At 54.5% G+C, this 24,358-nt stretch carries 20 protein-coding genes; 9 read left to right on the top strand and 11 right to left on the bottom strand.

Features of this window, described 5'->3' with window-relative positions; all coding sequences use genetic code 11:
- The first annotated feature begins 1 nt into the window (after nt 1).
- The 6 genes from lptB (at nt 2) to npr (ending at nt 4,260) form a co-directional block, all read left to right on the top strand.
- Complete coding sequence (gene lptB / locus ACUY4Q_RS02825) at nt 2-727, top strand: LPS export ABC transporter ATP-binding protein (protein ID WP_458045594.1); 726 nt, start codon at nt 2-4, stop codon at nt 725-727.
- 48 nt (nt 728-775) lie between these two features.
- The gene (rpoN, locus tag ACUY4Q_RS02820; protein ID WP_458045593.1) at nt 776-2,209 is read left to right on the top strand and encodes an RNA polymerase factor sigma-54; all 1,434 of its coding nucleotides are present in this window, start codon (nt 776-778) and stop codon (nt 2,207-2,209) included.
- A gap of 22 nt (nt 2,210-2,231) precedes the next feature.
- Nucleotides 2,232-2,519 carry a ribosome hibernation promoting factor gene (hpf, locus tag ACUY4Q_RS02815; protein ID WP_458045592.1) on the top strand — a complete coding sequence of 96 codons (288 nt, stop codon included), beginning with the start codon at nt 2,232-2,234 and terminating at the stop codon, nt 2,517-2,519.
- 80 nt (nt 2,520-2,599) lie between these two features.
- Nucleotides 2,600-3,091: a PTS IIA-like nitrogen regulatory protein PtsN gene (ptsN, locus tag ACUY4Q_RS02810; protein WP_437887860.1), complete on the top strand. Its 492-nt coding sequence runs from the start codon at nt 2,600-2,602 to the stop codon at nt 3,089-3,091.
- A gap of 45 nt (nt 3,092-3,136) precedes the next feature.
- Entirely contained in the window at nt 3,137-3,991 is an 855-nt protein-coding gene (gene rapZ / locus ACUY4Q_RS02805; protein ID WP_458045591.1) for an RNase adapter RapZ, read from the top strand.
- Entirely contained in the window at nt 3,988-4,260 is a 273-nt protein-coding gene (npr, locus tag ACUY4Q_RS02800) for a PTS phosphocarrier protein NPr (RefSeq protein ID WP_458045590.1), read from the top strand. The genes rapZ and npr overlap by 4 nt, the downstream gene beginning before the upstream one ends.
- A 25-nt stretch (nt 4,261-4,285) precedes the next feature.
- Here npr and mtgA read toward each other — a convergent pair whose 3' ends face one another.
- The 4 genes from mtgA to mnmL form a co-directional block, all read right to left on the bottom strand.
- On the bottom strand, nt 4,286-5,014 hold the full coding sequence (gene mtgA, locus ACUY4Q_RS02795; RefSeq protein ID WP_458045589.1) for a monofunctional biosynthetic peptidoglycan transglycosylase: 729 nt from the start codon (nt 5,012-5,014) through the stop codon (nt 4,286-4,288).
- Nucleotides 5,011-5,664 (bottom strand): isoprenoid biosynthesis glyoxalase ElbB, encoded by a 654-nt coding sequence (gene elbB / locus ACUY4Q_RS02790; protein WP_458045588.1) that lies wholly within the window; start codon nt 5,662-5,664, stop codon nt 5,011-5,013. The genes mtgA and elbB overlap by 4 nt, the downstream gene beginning before the upstream one ends.
- A 231-nt stretch (nt 5,665-5,895) precedes the next feature.
- On the bottom strand, nt 5,896-8,229 hold the full coding sequence (gene arcB / locus ACUY4Q_RS02785; protein WP_458045587.1) for an aerobic respiration two-component sensor histidine kinase ArcB: 2,334 nt from the start codon (nt 8,227-8,229) through the stop codon (nt 5,896-5,898).
- A gap of 96 nt (nt 8,230-8,325) precedes the next feature.
- A complete protein-coding gene (mnmL, locus tag ACUY4Q_RS02780) occupies nt 8,326-9,282 on the bottom strand; it encodes a tRNA modification radical SAM protein MnmL/YtqA (protein WP_458045586.1) in 957 nt (318 codons plus the stop codon).
- A gap of 670 nt (nt 9,283-9,952) precedes the next feature.
- Between mnmL and gltB the strand changes: the two genes are divergently transcribed.
- Together gltB and ACUY4Q_RS02770 are read left to right on the top strand one after the other, a co-directional pair.
- On the top strand, nt 9,953-14,413 hold the full coding sequence (gene gltB, locus ACUY4Q_RS02775) for a glutamate synthase large subunit (RefSeq protein ID WP_458045585.1): 4,461 nt from the start codon (nt 9,953-9,955) through the stop codon (nt 14,411-14,413).
- A gap of 9 nt (nt 14,414-14,422) precedes the next feature.
- The gene (locus tag ACUY4Q_RS02770; protein WP_458045584.1) at nt 14,423-15,841 is read left to right on the top strand and encodes a glutamate synthase small subunit; all 1,419 of its coding nucleotides are present in this window, start codon (nt 14,423-14,425) and stop codon (nt 15,839-15,841) included.
- 95 nt (nt 15,842-15,936) lie between these two features.
- On the opposite strand, the gene ACUY4Q_RS02765 is transcribed toward ACUY4Q_RS02770, so the two are convergent.
- The 5 genes from ACUY4Q_RS02765 to ACUY4Q_RS02745 are packed head-to-tail and all read right to left on the bottom strand — an operon-like array spanning nt 15,937 to nt 22,094.
- The gene (locus ACUY4Q_RS02765) at nt 15,937-18,003 is read right to left on the bottom strand and encodes an FAD-binding protein (protein WP_458045583.1); all 2,067 of its coding nucleotides are present in this window, start codon (nt 18,001-18,003) and stop codon (nt 15,937-15,939) included.
- Between the two features lie 11 nt (nt 18,004-18,014).
- On the bottom strand, nt 18,015-19,238 hold the full coding sequence (locus ACUY4Q_RS02760; protein WP_458045582.1) for an MFS transporter: 1,224 nt from the start codon (nt 19,236-19,238) through the stop codon (nt 18,015-18,017).
- A gap of 57 nt (nt 19,239-19,295) precedes the next feature.
- Nucleotides 19,296-20,129: a sugar phosphate isomerase/epimerase family protein gene (locus ACUY4Q_RS02755; protein WP_458045581.1), complete on the bottom strand. Its 834-nt coding sequence runs from the start codon at nt 20,127-20,129 to the stop codon at nt 19,296-19,298.
- Between the two features lie 9 nt (nt 20,130-20,138).
- Nucleotides 20,139-21,290, bottom strand: coding sequence for a Gfo/Idh/MocA family protein (locus ACUY4Q_RS02750; protein ID WP_458045580.1), 1,152 nt, complete (start codon nt 21,288-21,290; stop codon nt 20,139-20,141).
- 15 nt (nt 21,291-21,305) lie between these two features.
- Nucleotides 21,306-22,094 (bottom strand): 3-ketoacyl-ACP reductase, encoded by a 789-nt coding sequence (locus tag ACUY4Q_RS02745; protein ID WP_458045579.1) that lies wholly within the window; start codon nt 22,092-22,094, stop codon nt 21,306-21,308.
- 165 nt (nt 22,095-22,259) lie between these two features.
- Between ACUY4Q_RS02745 and ACUY4Q_RS02740 the strand changes: the two genes are divergently transcribed.
- Nucleotides 22,260-22,910, top strand: coding sequence for a TetR/AcrR family transcriptional regulator (locus ACUY4Q_RS02740; protein ID WP_458045578.1), 651 nt, complete (start codon nt 22,260-22,262; stop codon nt 22,908-22,910).
- Between the two features lie 32 nt (nt 22,911-22,942).
- Here ACUY4Q_RS02740 and sspB read toward each other — a convergent pair whose 3' ends face one another.
- On the bottom strand, nt 22,943-23,449 hold the full coding sequence (gene sspB / locus ACUY4Q_RS02735; RefSeq protein ID WP_458045577.1) for a ClpXP protease specificity-enhancing factor: 507 nt from the start codon (nt 23,447-23,449) through the stop codon (nt 22,943-22,945).
- A gap of 4 nt (nt 23,450-23,453) precedes the next feature.
- Nucleotides 23,454-24,092 (bottom strand): stringent starvation protein SspA, encoded by a 639-nt coding sequence (gene sspA / locus ACUY4Q_RS02730; protein ID WP_458045576.1) that lies wholly within the window; start codon nt 24,090-24,092, stop codon nt 23,454-23,456.
- Nucleotides 24,093-24,358 lie beyond the last annotated feature (266 nt).

Below are 24,358 nucleotides of genomic sequence, written 5' to 3'. Positions count from 1 at the left end.
TATGGCAACATTAACTGCAAAGAATCTCGCTAAGGCCTATAAGGGCCGCCGTGTCGTGGAAGACGTGAGCCTGACCGTGAATTCTGGCGAAATCGTCGGCCTGCTTGGCCCGAACGGGGCGGGTAAAACCACAACATTTTACATGGTCGTGGGTATCGTACCGCGAGATGCGGGCAACATCATTATTGATGATGAGGATATCAGTCTGCTGCCGCTGCATGCCCGTGCGCGACGCGGTATCGGCTATCTGCCTCAGGAAGCATCCATTTTCCGCCGCCTGAGCGTGTTTGATAACCTGATGGCCGTCCTGCAGATTCGTGACGATCTTAGCGCGGAGCAGCGGACCGATCGCGCCAACGAATTGATGGATGAGTTCCATATTGAGCATCTGCGTAATAGTCTCGGCCAGGCACTGTCGGGTGGTGAGCGCCGTCGTGTAGAGATCGCCCGTGCGCTGGCGGCGAATCCTAAATTTATTTTGCTGGATGAACCCTTCGCCGGTGTTGACCCGATTTCCGTTATCGACATCAAGCGTATCATTGAACACCTTCGTGACAGCGGGCTCGGTGTGCTGATTACTGACCATAACGTTCGCGAAACGCTGGCCGTTTGTGAACGCGCGTATATCGTGAGCCAGGGGCATCTGATTGCCCATGGCACTCCACAGCAAATCCTTGAAGACGAACATGTTAAGCGCGTATATCTTGGGGAAGACTTCAGACTCTGATAGGGTAGAGTTTATTGACGTGTTTAGTCGGAGAGTACTGCTCTGAATATGAAGCAAGGTTTGCAATTAAGGCTTAGCCAACAGCTAGCCATGACGCCGCAGTTGCAGCAGGCTATCCGCCTGTTACAACTGTCCACGTTGGAACTTCAGCAAGAACTTCAGCAAGCGCTGGAGAGCAACCCTTTGCTGGAGCAGACCGATCTTCATGAAGAAGTGGAAGCGCAGCAGTCTCAGGATAATGAAAATCTCGATAGCGTAGACGCTCTGGAACAAAAAGATATGCCAGAGGAGCTGCCGCTGGATGCCAGTTGGGATGAAATTTATACCGCGGGTACCCCTTCCGGTAGCAGCACCGATTATATTGACGACGAGTTGCCCATTTATCAGGGCGAAACGACCCAGTCATTACAGGATTACCTGATGTGGCAGGTTGAGTTAACCCCCTTTTCTGACACCGACCGTGCGATTGCCACCTCCATTGTGGATGCCGTCGATGATACGGGTTATCTCACCGTGCCGCTGGAAGATATCCTTGAAAGTATGGGCGACGACGAGATTGGACTGGATGAAGTCGAGGCCGTACTCAAACGTATTCAGCGTTTTGATCCGGTCGGCGTGGCGGCGAAAGATCTGCGCGACTGTCTGCTGATTCAGCTTTCCCAGTTTGCGAAAGAGACGCCGTGGCGTGAAGAGGCGCGGCTAATTATCAGCGATCATCTGGATCTGCTCGCCAACCACGATTTCCGCACTCTGATGCGCGTGACCCGGCTGAAAGAAGATGTGCTGAAAGAGGCGGTGAATTTAATTCAGTCACTGGATCCGCGCCCGGGCCAGTCGATCCAAACCGGCGAGCCTGAGTACGTCATACCCGACGTGTTGGTGCGTAAGCACAATACCCGTTGGGTGGTCGAACTGAATTCAGACAGCATTCCACGTCTGCAAATTAACCAGCACTACGCTGCTATGTGCGGCGGTGCGCGCAACGATGCTGACAGTCAGTTTATTCGCAGCAATCTACAGGATGCGAAGTGGCTGATTAAAAGCCTGGAAAGCCGTAACGACACGCTTTTACGGGTCAGCCGTTGTATCGTAGAACAGCAGCAAGCCTTTTTCGAACAGGGAGAGGAGTTCATGAAACCCATGGTGCTGGCGGATATCGCTCAGGCCGTTGAGATGCATGAATCCACCATTTCTCGTGTCACCACGCAAAAATACCTTCATAGTCCGCGAGGCATTTTTGAACTCAAGTATTTTTTCTCCAGCCATGTCAACACCGAAGGCGGTGGCGAAGCCTCGTCAACGGCTATCCGTGCGCTGGTGAAGAAATTAATCGCCGCAGAAAACCCCGCAAAACCGCTGAGCGACAGTAAGCTGACGTCCATGCTGTCCGATCAGGGTATTATGGTTGCGCGGCGAACCGTTGCAAAATATCGAGAGTCTTTATCCATTCCGCCGTCAAACCAACGCAAACAGTTGGTCTGACCCAACCGATAAGGAAGACACTATGCAGCTTAACATCACAGGACAGAACGTCGAGATCACCGAGGCCCTGCGTGAATTTGTGAATACAAAATTTGCGAAACTCGAACAATACTTCGAGAGGATTAATCAGGTCTATATTGTGTTGAAAGTGGAGAAAGTGACTCATACCTCGGATGCGACTTTGCATGTTAATGGTGGTGAAATTCACGCCAGTGCGGAAGGTCAGGATATGTATGCTGCCATCGACGGTTTAATTGATAAACTGGCGCGTCAGCTGACGAAACATAAAGATAAACTGAAACAACACTAATTGTCCGGGCTGACGTCTGGTGCGTCTCACCCTACCGTAACCCGGTAGGGTGAATTCACTGGCGACGCTTAGGTGAAATTATGATGAACAACGATTCCGCTCTACAACTGAGCAATGTCCTTAACCAGGAATGTACCCGTAGTGGCGTTCACTGCCAGAGCAAAAAACGTGCGCTGGAGATAATCAGTGAACTTGCTGCTAAACAGCTGAGCCTGCCACCTCAGGTGGTATTTGAAGCGATCCTTACGCGCGAGAAAATGGGCAGTACGGGTATTGGCAATGGGATAGCCATCCCTCACGGCAAGCTTGAAGAAGATACCCTTCGTGCGGTTGGTGTGTTTGTGCAATTGGAAACCCCGATTGCCTTTGATGCTATTGATAACCAGCCTGTCGATCTGCTGTTTGCACTGCTGGTGCCTGCCGATCAAACTAAAACGCATTTGCATACCCTTTCATTAGTGGCAAAACGTCTGGCGGATAAAACCATTTGTCGCCGCCTGCGTTCTGCGCAAAGTGATGAAGAGCTGTATCAGATAATCACGCTGACAGAAGGCGAACAGGACGATGCGTAACGTATTAGTCGCCGTGATTTCAGGTGCTGCGAGGAGAAATGGCCCATGGTCCTGATGATCGTAAGTGGTCGCTCGGGTTCCGGTAAATCGGTCGCCCTGCGCGCGCTGGAAGACATGGGATTTTACTGCGTAGATAACCTGCCAGTGGTGTTGCTGCCAGAGCTTGCAAGAACGCTGGCCGACAGACAAACCTCTGCAGCTGTCAGCATCGACGTGCGTAATATGCCTGAGTCGCCGGAGATCTTTGAGCAGGCGATGAACAACCTGCCGGAGTATTTCTCACCGCAGTTGCTGTTTCTCGATGCCGATCGCAATACCCTGATTCGTCGCTACAGCGATACGCGTCGTCTGCACCCTCTCTCCAGTAAAAATCTGTCGCTGGAAAGCGCCATTGATGAAGAGAGTAACCTGCTTGAACCTCTGCGTTCGCGTGCCGATCTGATTGTCGATACCTCTGAGATGTCGGTGCATGAACTGGCAGAAATGCTCCGCACGCGCCTGCTTGGCAAACGTGAGCGCGAGTTGACCATGGTGTTCGAGTCGTTCGGTTTCAAACACGGTATTCCTATTGATGCCGATTACGTGTTCGACGTGCGCTTTCTACCCAACCCGCACTGGGACCCTAAACTTCGTCCCATGACCGGTCTCGACAAGCCTGTTGCCGCGTTCCTCGACAGGCATACCGAAGTGCATAACTTTATCTACCAGACGCGCAGCTATCTGGAGTTGTGGCTTCCCATGCTGGAGACCAACAACCGTAGCTATCTGACCGTCGCCATCGGTTGTACGGGTGGTAAGCACCGTTCCGTCTACGTGGCGGAGCAGCTTGCTGATTACTTCCGCTCGCGCGGTAAGAACGTTCAGTCTCGTCATCGCACGCTGGAAAAACGCAAAACATGACCGTAAAACAAACTGTCGAAATCACTAACAAGCTGGGCATGCATGCACGCCCGGCGATGAAGTTATTTGAACTGGTTCAGGGGTTTGACGCGGAAGTGCTTCTGCGCAATGACGAAGGAACGGAAGCCGAAGCCAGCAGTGTGATAGCCCTGTTGATGCTGGACTCGGCGAAAGGACGTCAAATCGAGGTTGAAGCGACGGGTCCGCAGGAAGAAGAAGCTCTGGCAGCCGTTATCGCGCTCTTTATTGCCGGATTTGACGAAGAGTAACCCTCTCCGCCCGGAGAGGGTAGGATCAATGCAGCCTGTTGCGCTGCAGAAATTCTTCCCCGCCTAGCTGACGCATCTGGCGCAGGATCCACGCCTGCCGACTACGTACATAACCTGAAGGGGCATCTGCCCGAAAGCGAAGCGGGTTCGGTAACACCGCTGCCAGCAACGCGGCTTCCGACATGGTGAGTTTGCTGGCGGGTTTATGGAAATAGCGCTGAGAGGCCTCTTCCACGCCAAATATGCCCTCGCCAAATTCAGCAATATTGAGATAGACGGTGAGTATGCGCCGCTTGGTCCAGACCACTTCCGTGGTCAGCGTCAGACCGGCCTCAAGCCCTTTACGAACCCAGCTTTTACCGTCCCATAACAGCAGATTTTTCACCGTTTGCTGCGAAATGGTTGATGCGCCGCGAATGCGATTTTCATGCTGCTCATTATGAGAAAGCGCCTTTTCGATTGCGCTAAAATCCAGCCCCCAGTGCTCGGGGAAACGCTGATCTTCTGCAGCAATCACGGCCAATGCAGCCCAGGGGGAAATATCGTCCATGCCGACCCAGTCGGAATGTGCAACATAGCCGAAGTCTCCGGTAAGCCAGGCGCCCAACTGCCGTTCTACCATGACTGCGGAAAACGGCACCGGCAGAAAACTGAACAGGACGATGCCGCCCCCCCAAAAAAGGGCCAGTGCCAGCACCACCCGCAGGATCATCCGCTTAAGACGAACTTTCAGTGGACCGCGCAGCCCCTTCATTCCGTCAGCACCAGCACGCGCGCCACCAGTTTTTCGATACCGGTAGCGGCTTCAGCGATATTTTGCGCCAGCATATAAGCCGGCGTGGTGACCACTTTGTTGTCCTCATCAACCACAATATCGTCTACCGGACAGGAGACATGTTCGGCCCCCATATCTTCCAGAATTTCAGCGGTATCAATATCTGTACCGATGGTTAAGCGCAGGGGGAAATCAAAAATTTTTGGCAACATCGCCGGCGCAATACAGATAAAACCAAGAGGCTTACCTGCACGATGCATCTCCAGCGCCAGACGTTTCAGACCCTCATCCACCACGCACTCACTTCCCTGACTGGCAAAGGTGCTAAGATTTTTTGCCGCCCCAAATCCCCCCGGGACAATCAACGCATCCAGATCGTTTACTGATGCATAAGCCAGCGATTGAATGGATCCACGCGCAATACGGGCCGCTTCGATCAACACATTGCGACTCTCGTTCATAGGATCACCGTTAAGATGGTTGATCACATCGCTCTGGATCTTATCCGGTGCAAAACAGACGGCTTCAGCCCCTTCACGGGCAATGGCAAGCAGCGTCAGGACTGCCTCATGGATCTCCGAACCGTCATAAACTCCTGCGCCACTGAGAACAACACCGACTTTTTTCATTTTGCTCATCCTTTATGCAACGGTCAGTAGATAATTAATTATTTTGATAAGGGCGCTATGCTTCACACATTTCGCTGATTGATGTAACAAATCGTTTAAGATTTGCTATCTTATGTGCGTGCAGTTCAAATTTTCAGACTGCGCCCTTGTAATAAATAACTATAACATTACGGCGCAGCCACGATTTCCCTGGTGTTGGCGCAGTATTCGCGCACCCCGGTTAATCCGGGGTCATTTTTTTCCAGCGTCCGCTACCCAGGCTTTGAGTACCGCTACATCCTGCGGCCATTCCTGCTTCATCTCTTCGATCCATTCACCAACGTTATCCCACCATGCCGGAAGATCCGGGGACTGGATCTGCTGTCCTAGCTGTTGCAGGTGACGTAACCCGATCGAGCCAGCCGCGCCTTTGATCTTGTGCCCCTCCTCGACGATCCCTTTTTGATCCCGGGCCGTCAGGTTCGATTCCAGCACGCTGACATAGCCCGGCATCATTTTCTCAAAGACAGCCAGCCCATCGGTAATGAGCTTCGGTCCTACCAACTCGATATACTGTTCGAGCATCTCTACATCCAACAGATTTTGCGATTTAGTGTCCGTGGTGGTCATCGTTTCATCCTCGTCGTCGCAGGTATCCCAGAATTTTTTAATCATGGCGGTGAGTGCCGGAACCGCCAGCGGCTTGCTCAGTACGTCGTCCATACCGGCTTCAAGGTACTCGTTTTTATCTTTCAGCACGTTGGCGGTCAGGGCCACCAACGGCGGCAAATCGTCGCGGGCGAACTGGCTGGTGAGCAAGCGGGAGATATCGAGTCCCGTCATGTCCGGCAACTGAATGTCCAGTAGCACCAGGTCATATTCTCCGGGCTGGAACATCTCCAGCGCGGCCTTACCGGTCATCGCCACATCCACGCTGCAGCCCAGTTTTTCCAGCACCGAGCGGGCAACAATCACGTTAAGTTCAATGTCCTCCACCAGCAGCACATGTAGCGCTGGCAGTGGCATATCATCGTCTTCAAAGGCATCTTCAACCTCTTCCGCCACCGCAGGGGCATGCACGGTCAGAGTAAAGAGCGAGCCCTTGCCCGCCTGGCTGGTGACAACAATATCCCCGCCCATACTTTTCGCCAGACGACGGGATACCGCAAGGCCAATCCCGGTTCCGGTGGCAGGCTTCCCGCCGTGACTGTCTTTTACCTGATAATACATAGCGAAAATTTTATCGAGCTCGTCACGCGGGATACCGATACCCGAATCTTCCACCTCAAAGTGCAGCATGTCGCCAGCGTCAAAACGCACGCGTACGGTCACCTGCCCTTCACGGGTAAATTTGACGGCGTTGCTAATCAGATTCCACAGGATCTGACGCAGACGCGTTCCGTCGGTGACCACCTTATGCGGCAGCGGTAACTCAGGCTCCATGACAAACCGCAGCCCTTTCTGATGGGCCTGTAGACCCGACAGGTTCTCGAGATCCGCCAGGAAACTGGTGAAATCAACAGGCTGATTATCCAGTTGCACCTTACGCCGCTCCATTTTATCCATGTCGATAATATCGTTAAAGATATTGCCCAGCGTGACGGCTGAAACATGGATAGTTTTGAGATATTTTTCCTGCTCGCTGGTTAACTCGGTGTCCAGCAGGATTCGGCTCAACCCCACGATGCCATTTAACGGCGTACGCAGCTCGTGGCTAATCGTGGAGATAAAGGTGGTCTTATCACGGCTGGCACGCTCCAGCGCGTCCTGGTAGCGTTTACGCTCGGTAATATCGCGTCCAAAGCCCATGAGCCCGTGGCGCTTGCCTACACGGTCGTAGTAAGGAACTTTGCGAATTTCAAAACAGGCTTTACGGCCGTCAGGGTAATCGAGCCATTGCTCATAGGTGAGTGACACGTTATGGCGGAAAACTTTTTCATCGGTTTCAATGACTTTTTCCGAGGCCTCAGGGGAATAAACGTCCTGCGGTTTGAGGTTAATGAGCTGCTTTTCACTCTTTCCGGTCAGCAGTTCCATGGCACGGTTGCAGCCGGAAAACTCCTTATCCTCGTTACGATAGAACACCAGATCCGGCGAGGCGTCGAGGAAAGACCGTAAGAACGTCGACTGCTGCTCAAGCTGGATCTGGGTCTGCTCGCGCTCCTGCATCTCGATCTTGAGTCGTTCAAAGGTGGCCTGACGTTCGGCCTCCGCTTTCTCGCGATCGGCCATCTCCTGATTGAGACGCGTGATGTTCTCTTTTAGCTGAACGTTGAGTTTGAGGTCACGTTCGCGCATCTCTTCCAGCTTATCCACCAGCCGTGACAGACGCTGGCGCGACTCCTCTAGCTGTTCCACCACCACCGAGAGAAAGTAGACCGCCCAAGGGGTGATCAATAAGCCAAAGAATATCGAGCGGATAACGTCGATATTTTCCACCTGCCCCTGCAACACCATGGTCACCGCCATTTGCACCACGATGGCGAGCACCACCAGCGCCAATGCCAACAGCATGGAGAAACGCACCAGGCCGAGCTTCATCATCAGGTCGACATAATACTGCGCCAGTAAACGGATTTGCTTCATAACGGTTTCCTCAAACAAGTCCGCTCAATAATACTCAATTCTGAGCAAGGCGTTGAAGGTTGTGCGAAAAATGCGGCAATGAATGCTGTTTGGTATTCATTCAGTGAATGATTCTAAGGACAGAGGCGCAGCGACAGGCGTCCAGCCACGCCCCAGCGCCGAGCCCTGTGGACCTTGCTGATTAAGATAGCGATCCAATTCAACCATGCCGGTCCAGCGATTTTCACACCACAGCGGTGCCAACAACGTAGGGCGGCGGGCGCTGGCGGAAATACGGTGATAAATAATCTCCGGCGGGGTATGGCGAATCATCTCACCGGCCGTCACGGTGTAATCCTCAAGTTCGATGCCATTCAACCTGCCCGCTTCCCAGGCTTTCGCCATGATGCTGCCTTTAACGATATGCAAAGGGTGCAATTTGATCCCATCCACGCCCGTCTCCACGACCCGCTGGAGCGTTTGCAGGCATTCAGCCTGACCTTCGCCCGGCAGCCCGACAATAAGATGGCTACAAACCTTCAGCCCGCGCTCACGTGCCAGACGCGTCGTCCTCTGGTAGCAGGCGAAATCATGACCGCGGTTAATACGATGCAGCGTTTTATCGTGTGCCGTCTGTAACCCCAGCTCCAGCCAGACTTCATAACCCTGATGATGATATTCGCCGAGCAGGTCAAGCACCGCTTCCGGCACGCAGTCAGGGCGCGTGCCAACGCATAAACCCACAATATTGGCCTGGCTGATAGCCTGTTGATACATGGATCGCAGCACCTGCACTTCTGCCCAGGTACTGGTGTAGGCCTGAAAATAAGCAAGATAGCGTTTGGCGCGATTGACCCGATGGGCCTGATGGGTAAGCTGTTCGGCAATGGAACGGTGCTGCTGCGCTTCGTCAGCAAAAGAGGCCACATTACAAAAGGTGCAGCCACCGCGCCCTATCGTGCCGTCGCGGTTTGGGCAGCTAAAACCTCCGTGTAACGTCAGTTTATGGACTTTTTCACCATAACGGCGGGCAAGATCCCCACCAAACATATTGACTAATTTTTGTAACTGCATAATCTGAAAGGCCGGCTCTGGAAAGGGGCCAAGCCTGCCATTTTTAGCTTTCGACGGCGATGATGTGGATCAATCGCCTGGCAACGCTTTTATCTATTGCATAAAAACGCATTATTACCGAGATTTCATTCACCTTAAAAGCAATTACATTTGCTTATGCTCAGCGGATATTTTGCAAAAATACTCTCCCCTCTGCAAAACAGTGCTTTTATGCACCTCAAGATCAATTAGCAGCATAAAACTCTGCAAAGCAGTCACGAGTTAGGATGGTAGCGTGCCTGGCGGGCTTTTCGATAGTGAGACAGATCACATAACCAAGCCGGTTCCCATGGCGTCACGGTAATGTAAAAAGGGTTAAATTTATTTATATATCAAATGATTAATGCACACTTAGCACAATTATGTATAAATAAGCCTGGCATTTGACCTGAATAAGGATTCCCGATAAGTTGGAAATCCGCTGGAAGCTTTCTGGATGAGCGGTCTGCTCATCATATTTATGCAGTTATTGTGATTCCCTCTTAAGCAAGTCCTCAACACTTGTGTACCGATGCGAAAAGGAAATTAAAGAGGGCGACATTCGAGGCTTATGCCCCGTCGCCATGCTCTTGTTGTGCCTGTGCGCGTCGGTCAGGAGGGGGTCCCGTAGAGCCTGGGGAGGTTCACTGATATGTTGTACGATAAATCCCTTGAGAGGGATAACTGTGGTTTCGGCCTGATCGCCCACATAGAAGGCGAACCTAGCCACAAGGTAGTGCGTACCGCTATACACGCACTGGCCCGTATGCAGCACCGTGGGGCCATCCTCGCCGATGGTAAAACCGGCGACGGTTGTGGCTTGCTGCTGCAAAAACCCGATCGTTTCTTCCGAATTGTTGCGGAAGAGCTCGGCTGGCGTTTAGCCAAAAACTACGCAGTCGGCATGCTGTTCCTGAATCAGGATCCAGATAAAGCCGCCGCTGCTCGCCGTATTGTAGAAGAAGAGCTTCAGCAAGAGACCCTGTCGATTGTGGGCTGGCGCGATGTGCCAACCAACGAAGGGGTACTCGGTGAAATCGCCCTCTCCTCGCTGCCTCGTATTGAACAGATTTTTGTTAACGCCCCGGCAGGCTGGCGTCCACGTGATATGGAGCGCCGTCTGTTTATCGCTCGCCGTCGCATTGAAAAACGTCTGCAGGAAGATAAAGACTTCTACGTTTGTAGCCTCTCCAATGTCGTGAACATCTATAAAGGTCTGTGCATGCCGACAGACCTGCCGCGATTCTATCTGGATCTCGCGGATCTGCGTCTGGAATCGGCCATCTGCCTGTTCCACCAGCGCTTCTCCACCAACACCGTGCCGCGCTGGCCGCTGGCGCAGCCGTTCCGCTACCTGGCCCATAACGGTGAAATCAACACCATCACCGGTAACCGTCAGTGGGCGCGCGCGCGTACTTACAAATTCAAAACGCCATTGATCCCTGACCTGCATGATGCCGCGCCGTTCGTCAATGAGACCGGTTCTGACTCCAGTTCAATGGACAACATGCTTGAGCTGCTGCTGGCTGGCGGTATGGACATTGTCCGTGCCATGCGCTTGCTGGTACCCCCAGCCTGGCAGAACAACCCGGATATGGATCCGGATCTGCGTTCCTTCTTTGACTTTAACTCCATGCACATGGAGCCATGGGATGGCCCGGCCGGTATCGTCATGTCCGATGGCCGTTTCGCGGCCTGTAATCTGGACCGTAACGGTTTGCGCCCGGCGCGTTATGTCATCACCAAAGACAAGCTGATCACCTGCGCCTCTGAAGTCGGGATCTGGGATTACCAGCCGGATGAAGTGGTTGAGAAAGGCCGCGTCGGTCCTGGTGAACTGATGGTTATCGACACCCGCGGTGGGCGCATTCTGCACTCCGCTGAAACCGATAACGATCTGAAAAGTCGCCATCCATACAAAGAGTGGATGGAGAAGAACGTCCGTCGCCTGGTGCCGTTTGAAGAGCTGGCAGACGATCAGGTTGGCACCCGCGAAATGGATGACGATCTGCTGTCGAGCTACCAGAAACAGTTTAACTACAGCTTCGAAGAGCTGGACTCGGTTATCCGTGTACTGGGCGAAAATGGCCAGGAAGCGGTCGGCTCAATGGGTGACGATACCCCATTTGCCGTACTCTCCAGCCAGCCACGTATTATCTATGACTACTTCCGTCAGCAGTTCGCGCAGGTGACTAACCCGCCGATCGACCCGCTGCGTGAAGCGCACGTGATGTCGCTGGCTACCAGCATCGGCCGTGAGATGAACGTCTTCTGCGAAGCGGAAGGCCAGGCGCACCGTCTGAGCTTCAAATCGCCGATTCTGCTGTACTCTGATTTCACCCAGCTCACCACGATGAAAGAAGAGCACTATCAGGCAGATGTGCTGGACATTACCTTCGACGTGACGCAAACCACGCTGGAAGAGACCGTCAAAGCGCTGTGCGATAAAGCCGAGCAGATGGTCCGTAACGGTACCGTACTGCTGGTGCTCTCTGACCGTGCGATTGCTAAAAATCGTCTGCCGGTACCGGCACCTATGGCGGTCGGAGCGATTCAGACTCGCCTCGTGGATAAGAGCCTGCGCTGCGATGCCAACATCATTGTTGAAACCGCCAGCGCCCGCGACCCACACCACTTTGCGGTGCTGCTGGGCTTCGGCGCCACTGCCATCTATCCGTACCTGGCCTATGAAACCCTGGCCAAACTGGTTGATGGCAAAGCTATCGAGAAAGATTACCGTACCGTGATGCTGAACTACCGTAACGGCATCAATAAAGGCCTGTACAAGATCATGTCCAAAATGGGCATCTCCACGATTGCCTCTTACCGTTGCTCGAAGCTTTTTGAAGCGGTCGGACTGCATGAGGATGTCTCAGATCTGTGCTTCCAGGGTGTGGTCAGCCGTATCAGCGGCGCAAGCTTCTCGGACTTCCAGCAGGATCTGCTGAATCTGTCGAAACGCGCCTGGCTGGCACGTAAGCCGCTGGATCAGGGCGGTCAGCTCAAATACGTTCATGGTGGCGAATACCATGCCTATAACCCGGACGTGGTGCGTACCCTGCAACAAGCAGTACAAAGTGGTGAGTACAGCGACTATCAGCAATACGCCAAACTGGTGAATGAGCGTCCGGCTGCGACCCTGCGCGACCTGCTGGCTATCACGCCAAACGGCGAAACCGTCAGCATCAACGATGTTGAACCGGCAAGTGAGCTGTTCAAACGCTTTGATACTGCGGCGATGTCCATCGGCGCACTGAGCCCGGAAGCCCATGAAGCGCTGGCGGAAGCGATGAACAGCCTCGGCGGTTTCTCCAACTCCGGCGAAGGCGGCGAAGACCCGGCGCGTTATGGCACCAATAAGGTCTCACGTATCAAGCAGGTGGCTTCCGGCCGCTTCGGCGTGACTCCGGCCTACCTGGTCAACGCTGACGTGATCCAGATTAAAGTGGCTCAGGGCGCGAAACCGGGTGAAGGCGGTCAGTTGCCAGGTGACAAAGTCACTCCGTACATCGCTAAGCTGCGTTATTCCGTGCCGGGCGTCACCCTGATTTCACCGCCGCCACACCACGATATCTACTCTATCGAGGATCTGGCGCAGTTGATTTTCGACCTGAAACAGGTCAACCCGAAAGCATTGATCTCCGTGAAGCTGGTCTCTGAACCTGGCGTCGGCACCATCGCGACAGGTGTGGCAAAAGCGTACGCAGACCTGATTACCATTGCAGGTTACGACGGTGGTACGGGTGCAAGCCCGCTCTCCTCCGTGAAATACGCGGGTTGCCCGTGGGAACTGGGCCTGGTGGAAACCCAGCAGGCGCTGGTGGCTAACGGCCTGCGTCACAAAATCCGCCTGCAAACCGATGGCGGTCTGAAAACCGGTCAGGACATCATCAAAGCGGCCATCCTTGGCGCCGAGAGCTTCGGCTTCGGTACCGGTCCAATGGTGGCGCTGGGCTGTAAATACCTGCGTATTTGTCACCTCAACAACTGCGCAACCGGTGTGGCAACTCAGGACGAGAAACTGCGTAAAAACCACTACCACGGTCTGCCATTCAAAGTGACCAACTACTTTGAATTTATCGCCCGTGAAGTGCGTGAGTTAATGGCGCAGCTGGGTGTGAAACGCCTGGTCGATCTGATTGGTCGTACTGACCTGCTCAAAGAGCTGGACGGTTTCACCGCCAAACAGCAGAAACTGGATCTGTCGAAACTGCTGGAGACCGCCGAACCGCATCCTGGTAAAGCCCTGTTCTGCACGGAGAACAATCCGCCGTTTGATAATGGCGTGCTCAATGCGCAACTGTTGCAACAGGCAAAACCGTTTGTGGACGAACGCCAGAGCAAAACCTTCTGGTTTGACATCCGCAACACGGACCGCTCCGTCGGTGCATCGCTGTCTGGCTACATCGCGCAGTCTCACGGCGATCAGGGCCTGGCCTCTGACCCGATTAAAGCGCACTTCAGCGGCACCGCAGGCCAGAGTTTCGGTGTGTGGAACGCAGGCGGCGTTGAGCTCTACCTGACTGGCGATGCCAACGACTACGTGGGCAAAGGCATGGCAGGCGGTTTAGTGGCGGTCCGTCCGCCAGTGGGCTCGGCGTATCGTAGCCACGAAGCGAGCATTATCGGTAACACCTGCCTGTATGGCGCAACCGGCGGTCGTCTGTATGCCGCGGGCCGCGCAGGTGAGCGTTTCGGTGTGCGTAACTCTGGCGCAATTACCGTGGTTGAGGGTATTGGTGACAACGGCTGCGAATACATGACCGGCGGTATCGTCTGCATCCTCGGCAAAACGGGCGTCAACTTTGGCGCGGGTATGACGGGCGGCTTCGCCTATGTACTGGATGAAGACGGCGAATTCCGCAAACGCGTGAACCCGGAACTGGTGGAAGTGCTGAGCGTTGATGACCTCGCCATCCACGAAGAACATCTGCGCGGTCTGATAACCGAGCACGTACAACATACCGGTTCTTCACGCGGTGAAGAGATTCTGGCGAACTGGCCGACCTTCTCAACGAAGTTCGCACTGGTGAAACCAAAATCCAGCGATGTGAAAGCTCTGTTAGGTCACCGTAGTCGTTCCGCAGCTGAGCTGCGGGTGCAGGCGCAGTAAGGGGTAGCAATGAGTCAGAACGTATACCAGTTTATAGACTTACAGCGTGTCGATCCGCCGAAGAAACCGCTGAAGATCCGTAAAATTGAATTTATTGAGATTTACGAGCCATTTTCGGAAGGCCAGGCCAAGGCGCAGGCAGATCGCTGCCTCTCCTGTGGTAACCCGTACTGCGAGTGGAAATGTCCGGTCCATAACTACATCCCGAACTGGCTGAAGCTGGCCAACGAAGGGCGTATTTTTGAAGCCGCTGAGCTGTCACATCAGACCAATACCCTGCCGGAAGTTTGTGGGCGCGTTTGCCCGCAGGACAGGCTGTGTGAAGGTTCCTGTACGCTGAACGACGAATTCGGTGCGGTAACCATCGGTAACATCGAGCGCTACATCAACGATAAAGCGTTCGAAATGGGCTGGCGCCCGGACCTGACCGGCGTGAAGCAGACCGACAAACGCGTGGCGATTATCGGTGCAGGCCCGGCAGGCCTGGCCTGTGCGGACGTGCTGACCCGTAACGGCGTCAAAGCCGTGGTGTTCGATCGCCACCCGGAAATCGGTGGTCTGCTGACGTTTGGTATCCCGGCCTTCAAGCTGGAGAAAGAGGTGATGACCCGCCGTCGCGAAATCTTCACCGGCATGGGTATCGAGTTCATACTGAACACCGAAGTAGGCCGTGACGTTCAGCTCGATGACCTGCTGAAAGATTATGACGCCGTATTCCTGGGCGTGGGCACCTATCAGTCAATGCGCGGTGGCCTGGAAAACGAAGATGCCGATGGCGTGTTTGATGCGCTGCCGTTCCTCATCGCGAATACCCGGCAGATCATGGGCTTTGGCGACACCGAGGAGCAGCCGTACACCAGCATGGAAGGTAAACGCGTAGTGGTTCTGGGCGGTGGCGATACCGCGATGGACTGCGTGCGTACCTCCATTCGTCAGAACGCGAAGCATGTTATCTGTGCTTACCGTCGCGATGAAGAAAACATGCCGGGCTCCCGTCGTGAAGTGAAAAACGCGCGTGAAGAAGGCGTCGAGTTTCAGTTCAACGTGCAGCCGCTGGGTGTGGAAGTCAACGCCAACGGCAAAGTCTCTGGCGTGAAAATGGCGCGTACCGAAATGGGTCAGCCGGATGAAAAAGGTCGTCGTCGTGCAGAAATCGTGGCCGGTTCTGAGCATGTGGTACCAGCCGACGCGGTAGTCATGGCGTTTGGTTTCCGTCCACACAGCATGGAATGGCTGGCGAAGCACAGCGTTGAGCTGGATTCCCAGGGTCGCATCATCGCGCCAGAAGGCAACGAAAATGCGTTCCAGACCAGCAACCCGAAAATCTTTGCCGGCGGCGATATTGTCCGTGGTTCTGATTTGGTGGTAACAGCCATTGCTGAAGGCCGTAAAGCGGCTGAAGGCATCATGAACTGGCTGGAAGTGTAACCAGCATGCCGGATGGTGGGGCTATCCCGTCATCCGGCACACTCTGCTGATGCAGAATTTTTCACATCACGCCCTGACCTACCCTCTCTCAACACTTAGCCCTGATAGATTTCATCCGTGAGAAATGCGGGCCAGTTCTTCTCAAAAAAGATGGTCGACAGGTCATCAAGCGTACGCAGCGGCCTGGTTTCCACGCTGAATTCCCCGTTATGCCAGCTCACCTGCAACTGCTCCTGCCGGTGCTCGGGTTTCTCTGAGAGAAAACGAAAGGCAGACAGTTCGCCTTCACGGGTGTGGGGCACTACGTCGCCCGCATTTGAGCACAACATACGCGCCCCCCGGCTGCCACCGCCTCTAGCGATATACGCGTCCAGGGCCACCAGCAGCGCTTCCGAGGCCAGCGCCATGTGTCGCCATTGCAGGCTGAACGCTGCCTTGTTGGGATGGTCGATAGCCACTCCATACTGGGCGATACGTTGGTTAAGCCGTCGGGCGGCCTGAAGGGCATCAGGAACTAATGCCGCATCGCAGACAAAGCCGGCGCGTTCACTCATGCGCTGCTGGATCTCATCACGAACGGATTCGATGGAAAGCGCCTCAGGACGCTGACTATCGCGCTGAATCTGGCGCAGTAATTCCGTCGTTTGCGTTTCGAACAGTGCCTCTGACGCTTCACGCGGCGTGGCAGCGATGTGCTTCGCACAGCGCAGACCAAACACCTGCCCGGCATTCAGCGCGGCTCCGCCAGGTCGTGTCACACCATGTGTCCCCGCCGCTTCCCCCACTGCATAGCAGCCGTTTAAGGATGAATGTCCCCAGGTATCTACCGCAATCCCCCCGTTCATATGCTGGTGGTTAACGTTGAAGGGCAGCGGCTGGGTGGTGAGATCGTGCCCGTGATGCTTATAAAGCTCGATAGCCAACGGATTCATGCGCTGCAAACGCGCAATGGGAAGCTCAAGACAGGCATCGTTGTTTCGCAGATAGTGATAGACGTCTTCATCCAGATTGCCGAGGGCAAAAGGTTCATCCCCCGGCACCGGTAACGGATTACGGTTGAAATCCATCAGAATGGTACGCCCGGCCTGAGATTCATTATAAATCGCCAGATCCACCAGGCTTGAGCCAAAATCCAGCATCCGCGTGGCATGAATCGGCCACTGATAGCCCTTGCGGAAGATGTTCGAGGCCAGTTCCCGCGTAGTGCGATAGTACCGGGCGAGGAAATTATGCTCTTGCCCGTACTCATCGACGGAGTAGATATAGGGCATGCTCTGCACGTAAGTCCCTGAGAGATTCCATGGAAACTCGTCGCGACGGGTACCGATGCCAAACTGGTGCTCCGTCAGGTTGACGGTGGCAATACCCGCCTCCAGCGCCAGCCCCAGTGAACCGAAGCAGCGTTTCGGGTAGACGCTGTCCCTGAACAGCTCTCCAGGCCCACCCGCTGCGAGCACCACATTCGGGCTACGCATCAGGCACAATCCCCACGGGTTATCCTCCGACCTTGCCCCTTTGACGATGGCCAGGAGCCCCGCCACCCGGCGCTGCGCGCCTTCCCCCTCGGTCAGCAGCCGGACTGCTGTGGCATGATCCACAAAAGGCACCTTCAGCAGTACGGCCTCTTCTGCCAACACTTTGACCATCAGTCTTGAGGTGCGTGGGCCACAGCTGGTGGCGCGCCCAACTTCATCGTGGTCAGTCTGATAACGAAGCACTGCGCCATATCTGTCTTCCGGCAAAGGCAGGCCAATACTTTTCAAGCCAATAAAGGCTTCCACTGACCCCACGGATTCCACATAGGCGGTATCCGCATCCATCGCCCCACCCGCCCCAATGGCGCTGGCAAGGGCGGTGAAGTTATCACCTTTGAAACTGGTCGAGGCGGTGTGCAGCGTCTGTTTATCCGATCCCGAACAGGCAGAGGTTCCCCAGAACAACGTCTGGGTTGCCACCAAGACATCCACTTTCCTGCGCTTTAACTCCACCGCTGCACGTAACCCGGCGGCCCCACTACCGACAACCAGCGCGTCGCTGTGATAGACCGGGATGCGAAATCCATCGAGCTCAAGGGTCTGCTGCGGCGCTGCCAGTGAAACATGGCGCGGCATGGTCACGTTGGTCAGTTTTTCCAGGATCGACTGCGGGATCGTTATTGCCATGTTTTACCTCGTTAAACGCGTGAAGACAGCCCGGTTATATCCATCTCTTTGACGGGCTTCGCCGCCTTACGGACGCCAAGCAGCAGCACCGAACTGACGACCATGACGCAGGCCGCGACAAACCAGACCGCTGACATGGAGTACTTGTCGGCAAAATAGCCCGCCAGAACCGGAGAGATCCCCCCTGCGGTCATGCCGACGTTCATAACAAAACCGATTGCCGAGCCACGAAGCTGTGGCGGCACCAACTCTGCTGTGAAAGAGAGCACCAGCGGCGTGACCGGATAGCCCAGCAGGCCAAGCAGCAGGACCAGGATAACGACAGCAAAAACGGGCAGTTGCAGCACCATCGCGGCCATCAACAGACTACTTGCTACCGTGATGCCTATCAGGATGCTGCGTTTACGAGAAAAATCACCGCCATCGCAAATACGGCCCAACAAGAAACCGCCCAATGCCCCCGTCAGCCCAAGCAGACTGGCAATAGTTCCAGCAGTGCCGATAGTGAGCTGCTTAACGTTCATCAGGAACGTCGGCGCCCAGAGCAGGACAATCCACCAGCCGCTGAGTAACAGGAAGTAGTAGAACGCCATCAGCATCACGGACTGATTGCGGAAAAGCTGTTTTAACGGAATTTTTTCATGCGCCGCGACGGTAACGACCTTTTTCGGTTCAGACTTCACCAGGATGGCATAGGCGATAGCGACGAGAATGCCGAGCCCACCGGCGACATAAAAGACCACGCGCCAGCCATACTCCGGGCCCAGTACCGCCCCTAGCCAGGTGCCAAAGAATCCGCCGATCGGATAGCCCATCCAGTAGAGAGACATCACGGTGGTGCGCTGCTTTTCGGTGGTGACGTTCGCCACTTCCAGCGAGGCGGCGGGCCAGAAGACCCCCTCGCCAATGCCGGTCATGACGCGGTAAAAAATCAGCGAGCTCAGGCTTCCGGCCACCCCTGTCAGCATGGTGGCAACGGAGAACATAACCAGCCCCAGGATCAGCACCGGTTTGCCGCTGAGCTTGTCGGCGATAATGCCCGACAGAAACAGAAAGCCAATAAAGCCGTAGAAGAAGGAGCTCAACAGGATCCCGGACTGGCCTTTACCCAGCCCGAAATCCGTGGCGATAAGCCCGATTGCAGAGGAGACGGTCATGCGATCCACGGAGTACATCATGTAGCCCAGGCCGCACAGTACCGACACCAGTATCATCTTTTTTGTATCTGTATTCATATTTCCCTCGACTAACCTGGTAAGACTGACGAGACATCAGATACAGCCAAAATCTGATTAACAATGCGTCAAATGACGCGCTTTGCAGGTAGCGAGCACCGTATCCGGATCGCGCTGCCACCAGTTGTGTTCGGAAAAAATCTCAACTTCATGCGCGCCTTCATAGCCCAGGGCTTCTACTGCCTGACGGGCGGCGCGGATATCAATCACCCCATCGCCCATCATGCCGCGATCGAGCAGCAGATGTTGCGTCGGCACCAGCCAGTCGCAGATATGAAACCCCAGGATGCGTTTAGATCCCGCGCGGGTAATCTGTTGGAAGAACTTAGGATCCCACCAGGTGTGGTAGAGATCGACGGCCATACCGAGACCATCATCACCCAGCTCATCACAGAGATCGTTGGCCTGCTCCAGGGTGTTTATGCAGGCGCGATCGGCGGCGTACATCGGGTGCAACGGTTCAATGGCCAGCGGCATGCCTGCTTTACGGGAATACTCCAGTAAGCGTCCCAGCCCGTCCCGCACCTGGCTACGTGCGCCGGCAATATCTTTTGACTCTCCCGGCAGGCCACCGACCACCAGCACCAGACAGGCGGCGTTAACGGCCAGCGCTTCATCGACGGCCCGTCGGTTGTCGTCATCGGCCGCACGTCTTGCCGCATCGTCAATACCGGGGAACATCCCGCCGCGGCAGTAGCCGCTGACGGTCAGTTCATTAGTGCGAATCAACTGCGCCGTACGCTCAAGCCCCAGCGCCTGTACCTGATCGCGCCACGGTGAAATGCCGCGAATTTCATGGCGGGCGCAGCCGTCGATAATTTTATCCAGCGTCCACTGCTGGCGGACGGTGGCAGTATTCAGCGATAAACGCCGTGGATCGGGTTGTTGCATAAGGCCCCCTTAACGCACCAGTGATGGAACATCGACCCAGCGGCGCTCTTTCCAGCTCTGCAGGGCCAGTTCAACCAGCTGCACCCCTTTCGCCCCTTCAAGCAGGTTCCAGCGGAAATCAATTTCACCGTGAACGTGACGCAGGAAGAGTTCCCACTGCACTTTGAATGCGTTGTCGTAGGAGGTGGTATCCGGGACCGGAGACCAGTCCTCATAGAAATTGTGCGTCTGACGAACGTCCGGGTTCCAGACAGGTTTCGGCGTGTTCACGCGGGATTGGGTCAGGCAATCGGTGAGGCCCGCCACGGCGGAACCGTTTACGCCATCGACCTGAAAGGTCACCAGATCGTCACGGCGTACGCGCACGCACCACGAGCTGTTGATCTGTACAATGGTGCCGTTTTTTAGTTCAAAGGTGGCGTAGGCTGCGTCATCGGCGGTGGCTTTATAGGCATTACCCTGCTCGTCAAACCGTTCAGGAATATGGGTTGCCCCCAGGCAGCTGATGCTCTTAATTTCGCCAAACAGGTTATCGACGACGTAGCGCCAGTGGCAGATCATATCGAGGATGATGCCGCCGCCATCTTCCTGACGATAGTTCCAGGACGGGCGCTGGGTAGGTTGCAGATCACCCTCAAACACCCAGTAGCCAAACTCACCGCGCACCGACAGCACCTGACCAAAGAAGCCCGCCTGATTGAGCATCTGCAGTTTGCGCAGACCCGGCAGCCAGAGCTTGTCCTGTACCACACCGTGACATACTCCCTGCTGTTCGGCGTAGTGGTAGAGTTCCATCGCCTCAGACAGGCTGACCGCCACGGGTTTCTCACAGTAGATGTGTTTCCCGGCAGCAATGGCTTTTTTCAGTAAAGTGGGACGCGCCTGGGTGGTCGCCGCGTCAAAGAATATGGTGTCGTTAGGGTTGGCCAGAGCCGCATCCAGGTCGGTACCCCAACGAGAAATGCCGGTCTGTTTTGCCAGCGCGGCGATTTTTTCTTCATTACGACCAATCAGGATCGGATCCGGCAGCAGGCGATCGCCATTGGCCAGCAGAACTCCGCCCTGCTCACGAATCGCCACGATCGAGCGGATCAGATGCTGATTCTTACCCATCCGACCGGTTACACCATGCATGATAATGCCAACGGAAATTGTAGCCATTGTTGTGCCTCGTGATTAAAAGTGGGATTTGTTCAGGCCGCCATCGACATCGATAATCTGACCGACGGTGAAAGGAAGTTTGCCGCTCGCCAGCGCATCGACAACAACCGCGATATCGTCAGGTTGCCCCCAACGCTTCATCGGTACCAGGCCATCGCTGATGAGCTGATCATATTTGGGTTTGACGCCGCTGGTCATGTCAGTGGCGATAATGCCTGGACGCAGTTCGTAAACGCCCACGCCCTCCTGCGCCAGACGCAACGCGAACAGTTGCGTCACCATGCTGGCCGCTGCTTTCGACACGCAATATTCACCGCGAGAAATCGATAAGCTGTGGGCGCTACAGGAAGTGATGTTGATAATGGAGCGATGCTGATGATTTATTTCACCCTGGTGAAGCATGGCGCGCGCCGCTTTTTGACAAAAGAAGAACATCGCCCTGGTGTTGACGTTCTGACAGTACTGATAATTTTCCGGTGTGACTTCCAGCAAGTCGCCGCGCTGTTTAGCCGCCGTTCCGGCATTATTGACGACGCAATCCAGTCGGCCCCAGCGTGCCAGTACCTTGTCAAACATCGGCTGCTGGAGCGGTAGTTCCGATACATCGCCCGGTAATGCCAGCGCTTCGGTGCCAAACTGTTCTATTTCCGCTACCATGGCTTGTTGCCGGGCGCGGCCTTCTTCGTTATCACGTCCGTTAATGGCGACATGAAACCCGGCTCTGGCCAGCGCAAGCGCACACGCTTTACCAATTCCCCGTGTGGAGCCTGTCACCAGTGCTACCGGACGCTGCGAATGGATCATGAGGATACTCCCTGCTGAAATTGATACATTTCAACTAAACAGTTGAAACTTCGAAATCAGTATAGAAAGAGTTAAAAATTAAAATCATGATCGACTTCTCAAAATCAACTAGATGGTTGATTTATTTAAAACTACAATTAAAACAAGAAATTGAATGGAGATTCTATGAAAGGGGAATCGAGAACCAAGCGCAGGCATGATCCCGATCTCACAAAATGCCTGATCCTGAACGCGGCGAAAAAGGAGTTTGCGGAAAAGGGTTTTGATGGGGCAAGGATCGATCAGATTGCCGCGACGGCAAAAGTGAACAAGCAGCTGATCTATTACTATTTCGAAAATAAAGACACGCTCTTTACCCACGTGCTGCAGGAAGCCTATCAGGATATCCGCACAAGGGAAGCCGCGCTGGAGCTGGATCATCTACCTGCCCGCGATGCGGTGCTTGAGTTAATGGATTTTACCTGGCACTACTATCTCGAGAATCCGGAATTTATTCAGTTGCTCAACAGCGAGAATCAGCTTAAAGCGCGGCACCTGAAAGGCGTGGATACGATCGTGCCGATTAACAGCACCTGGCTTGCAATCACCCAACGTATTCTCGATCGTGGGCAGGAAGATGGCACCATCCGACCGGGGATCGACGCGATGCAGTTGAATATCACCATGTCGGCGCTGGGATTTTTCTATCTCATCAACCAGTCAACGTTGTCGATTATTTATCAGCAGGATTTGAAGCGGCCGGAAGCGTTGGCCGTCAGGAGAATGGTGATGCGAGAAACGATTGCATGCTGGCTGATGCCGGGAAGTCAGGCATAAAAAAAGCAGGGCTTGAAAGCCCTGCCTGGAGTTTACTTCACGACGCGTAGCGAAGGACGTCCACCGCGCGGCGGGGGATCATCGTCAGGCTCGTTATCGTCTTCGTGATCGGGTTTATCGCCATCAATCACCGACATCACCGATGTTACCGTCTCGTTTTCCGGGAGCGTTGCATCGTCTTCATCGTTCAGACTGACCACGTCTTCATCGTAGGCAACTTCCGGCTCGAACATCGTACCGGCACCGTTTTCACGTGCGTAAATCGCCAGTACCGCAGCAAGCGGGACGGAAACCTGGCGCGGGACGCCGCCGAAGCGCGCATTAAAACGCACCTCGTCATTGGCCAGCTCAAGATTACCTACGGCACGAGGTGCAATGTTCAGGACAATTTGCCCGTCACGCGCATACTCCATCGGCACACGCACATCCGGCAACGTTACGTCGACTACCAGATGCGGAGTGAGCTGGTTGTCCAGCAGCCACTCATAAAATGCACGCAGCAGATAGGGACGACGCGGTGTCAGTTGCGACAAGTCCATTCAATTAACCCCGACCAAGGCGCATCTCGCGCTCAGGTTCAGTCAAAGATGCGAGGAAGGAGTCACGCTCGAATACGCGTGTCATGTACCCTTTCAGCTCTTTGGAACCTGCACCGCTCAGCTCGATACCAAGAACCGGTAAACGCCATAACAGCGGCGCCAGGTAGCAATCGACGATACTGAACTCATCGCTCAGGAAATACGGCTTCTGGCCGAAGACCGGAGCAATCTGCATCAGTTCTTCACGCAGCTGGCGACGTGCGTTATCCGCCTGCGCGCCGGTGCTGTTCTTGATGACTTCCATCAAGGAGTACCAGTCTTTCTCAATGCGATGCATGTACAGGCGGCTTTCGCCACGCGCAACCGGGTAAACCGGCATCAGTGGTGGATGCGGGAAACGCTCATCCAGGTATTCCATGATAATGCGTGATTCCCACAGAGTGAGTTCACGATCGACTAAGGTCGGTACGCTTTGATTCGGGTTGAGGTCAATCAGATCCTGTGGAGGATTATCCTTTTCCACGTGTTCAATTTCGAAGCTGACACCTTTTTCGGCCAGCACGATACGGACCTGATGGCTATAGATATCAACAGGACCAGAAAACAGCGTCATTACCGAACGTTTGTTGGCAGCGACAGCCATGAAAACCTCCAGGTATATTCAGAATTTTACTGCTACCAGCCCTACTGCGACTGGCCAGATGTTAGTTACCTACCCACGCGCACCGTCACTCTCGTTCAAAAAACAAACAAAAAATGAACAATCCCAGGCATTTGGGCAGAAAATTGGATGATAGTTTACCAGATTTTGAAGGCTTTGTGGTGAGGGGATTCCGGAAATGCTGAAAAAGAAGAGGGAATCAACTCGTTACTGTGGATAACGTGATTTTTATCCATAAAAAAACCCGG

This window comes from Phytobacter cepae (assembly GCF_054165735.1).
This window is presented reverse-complemented; position numbering and strand designations above follow the sequence as displayed.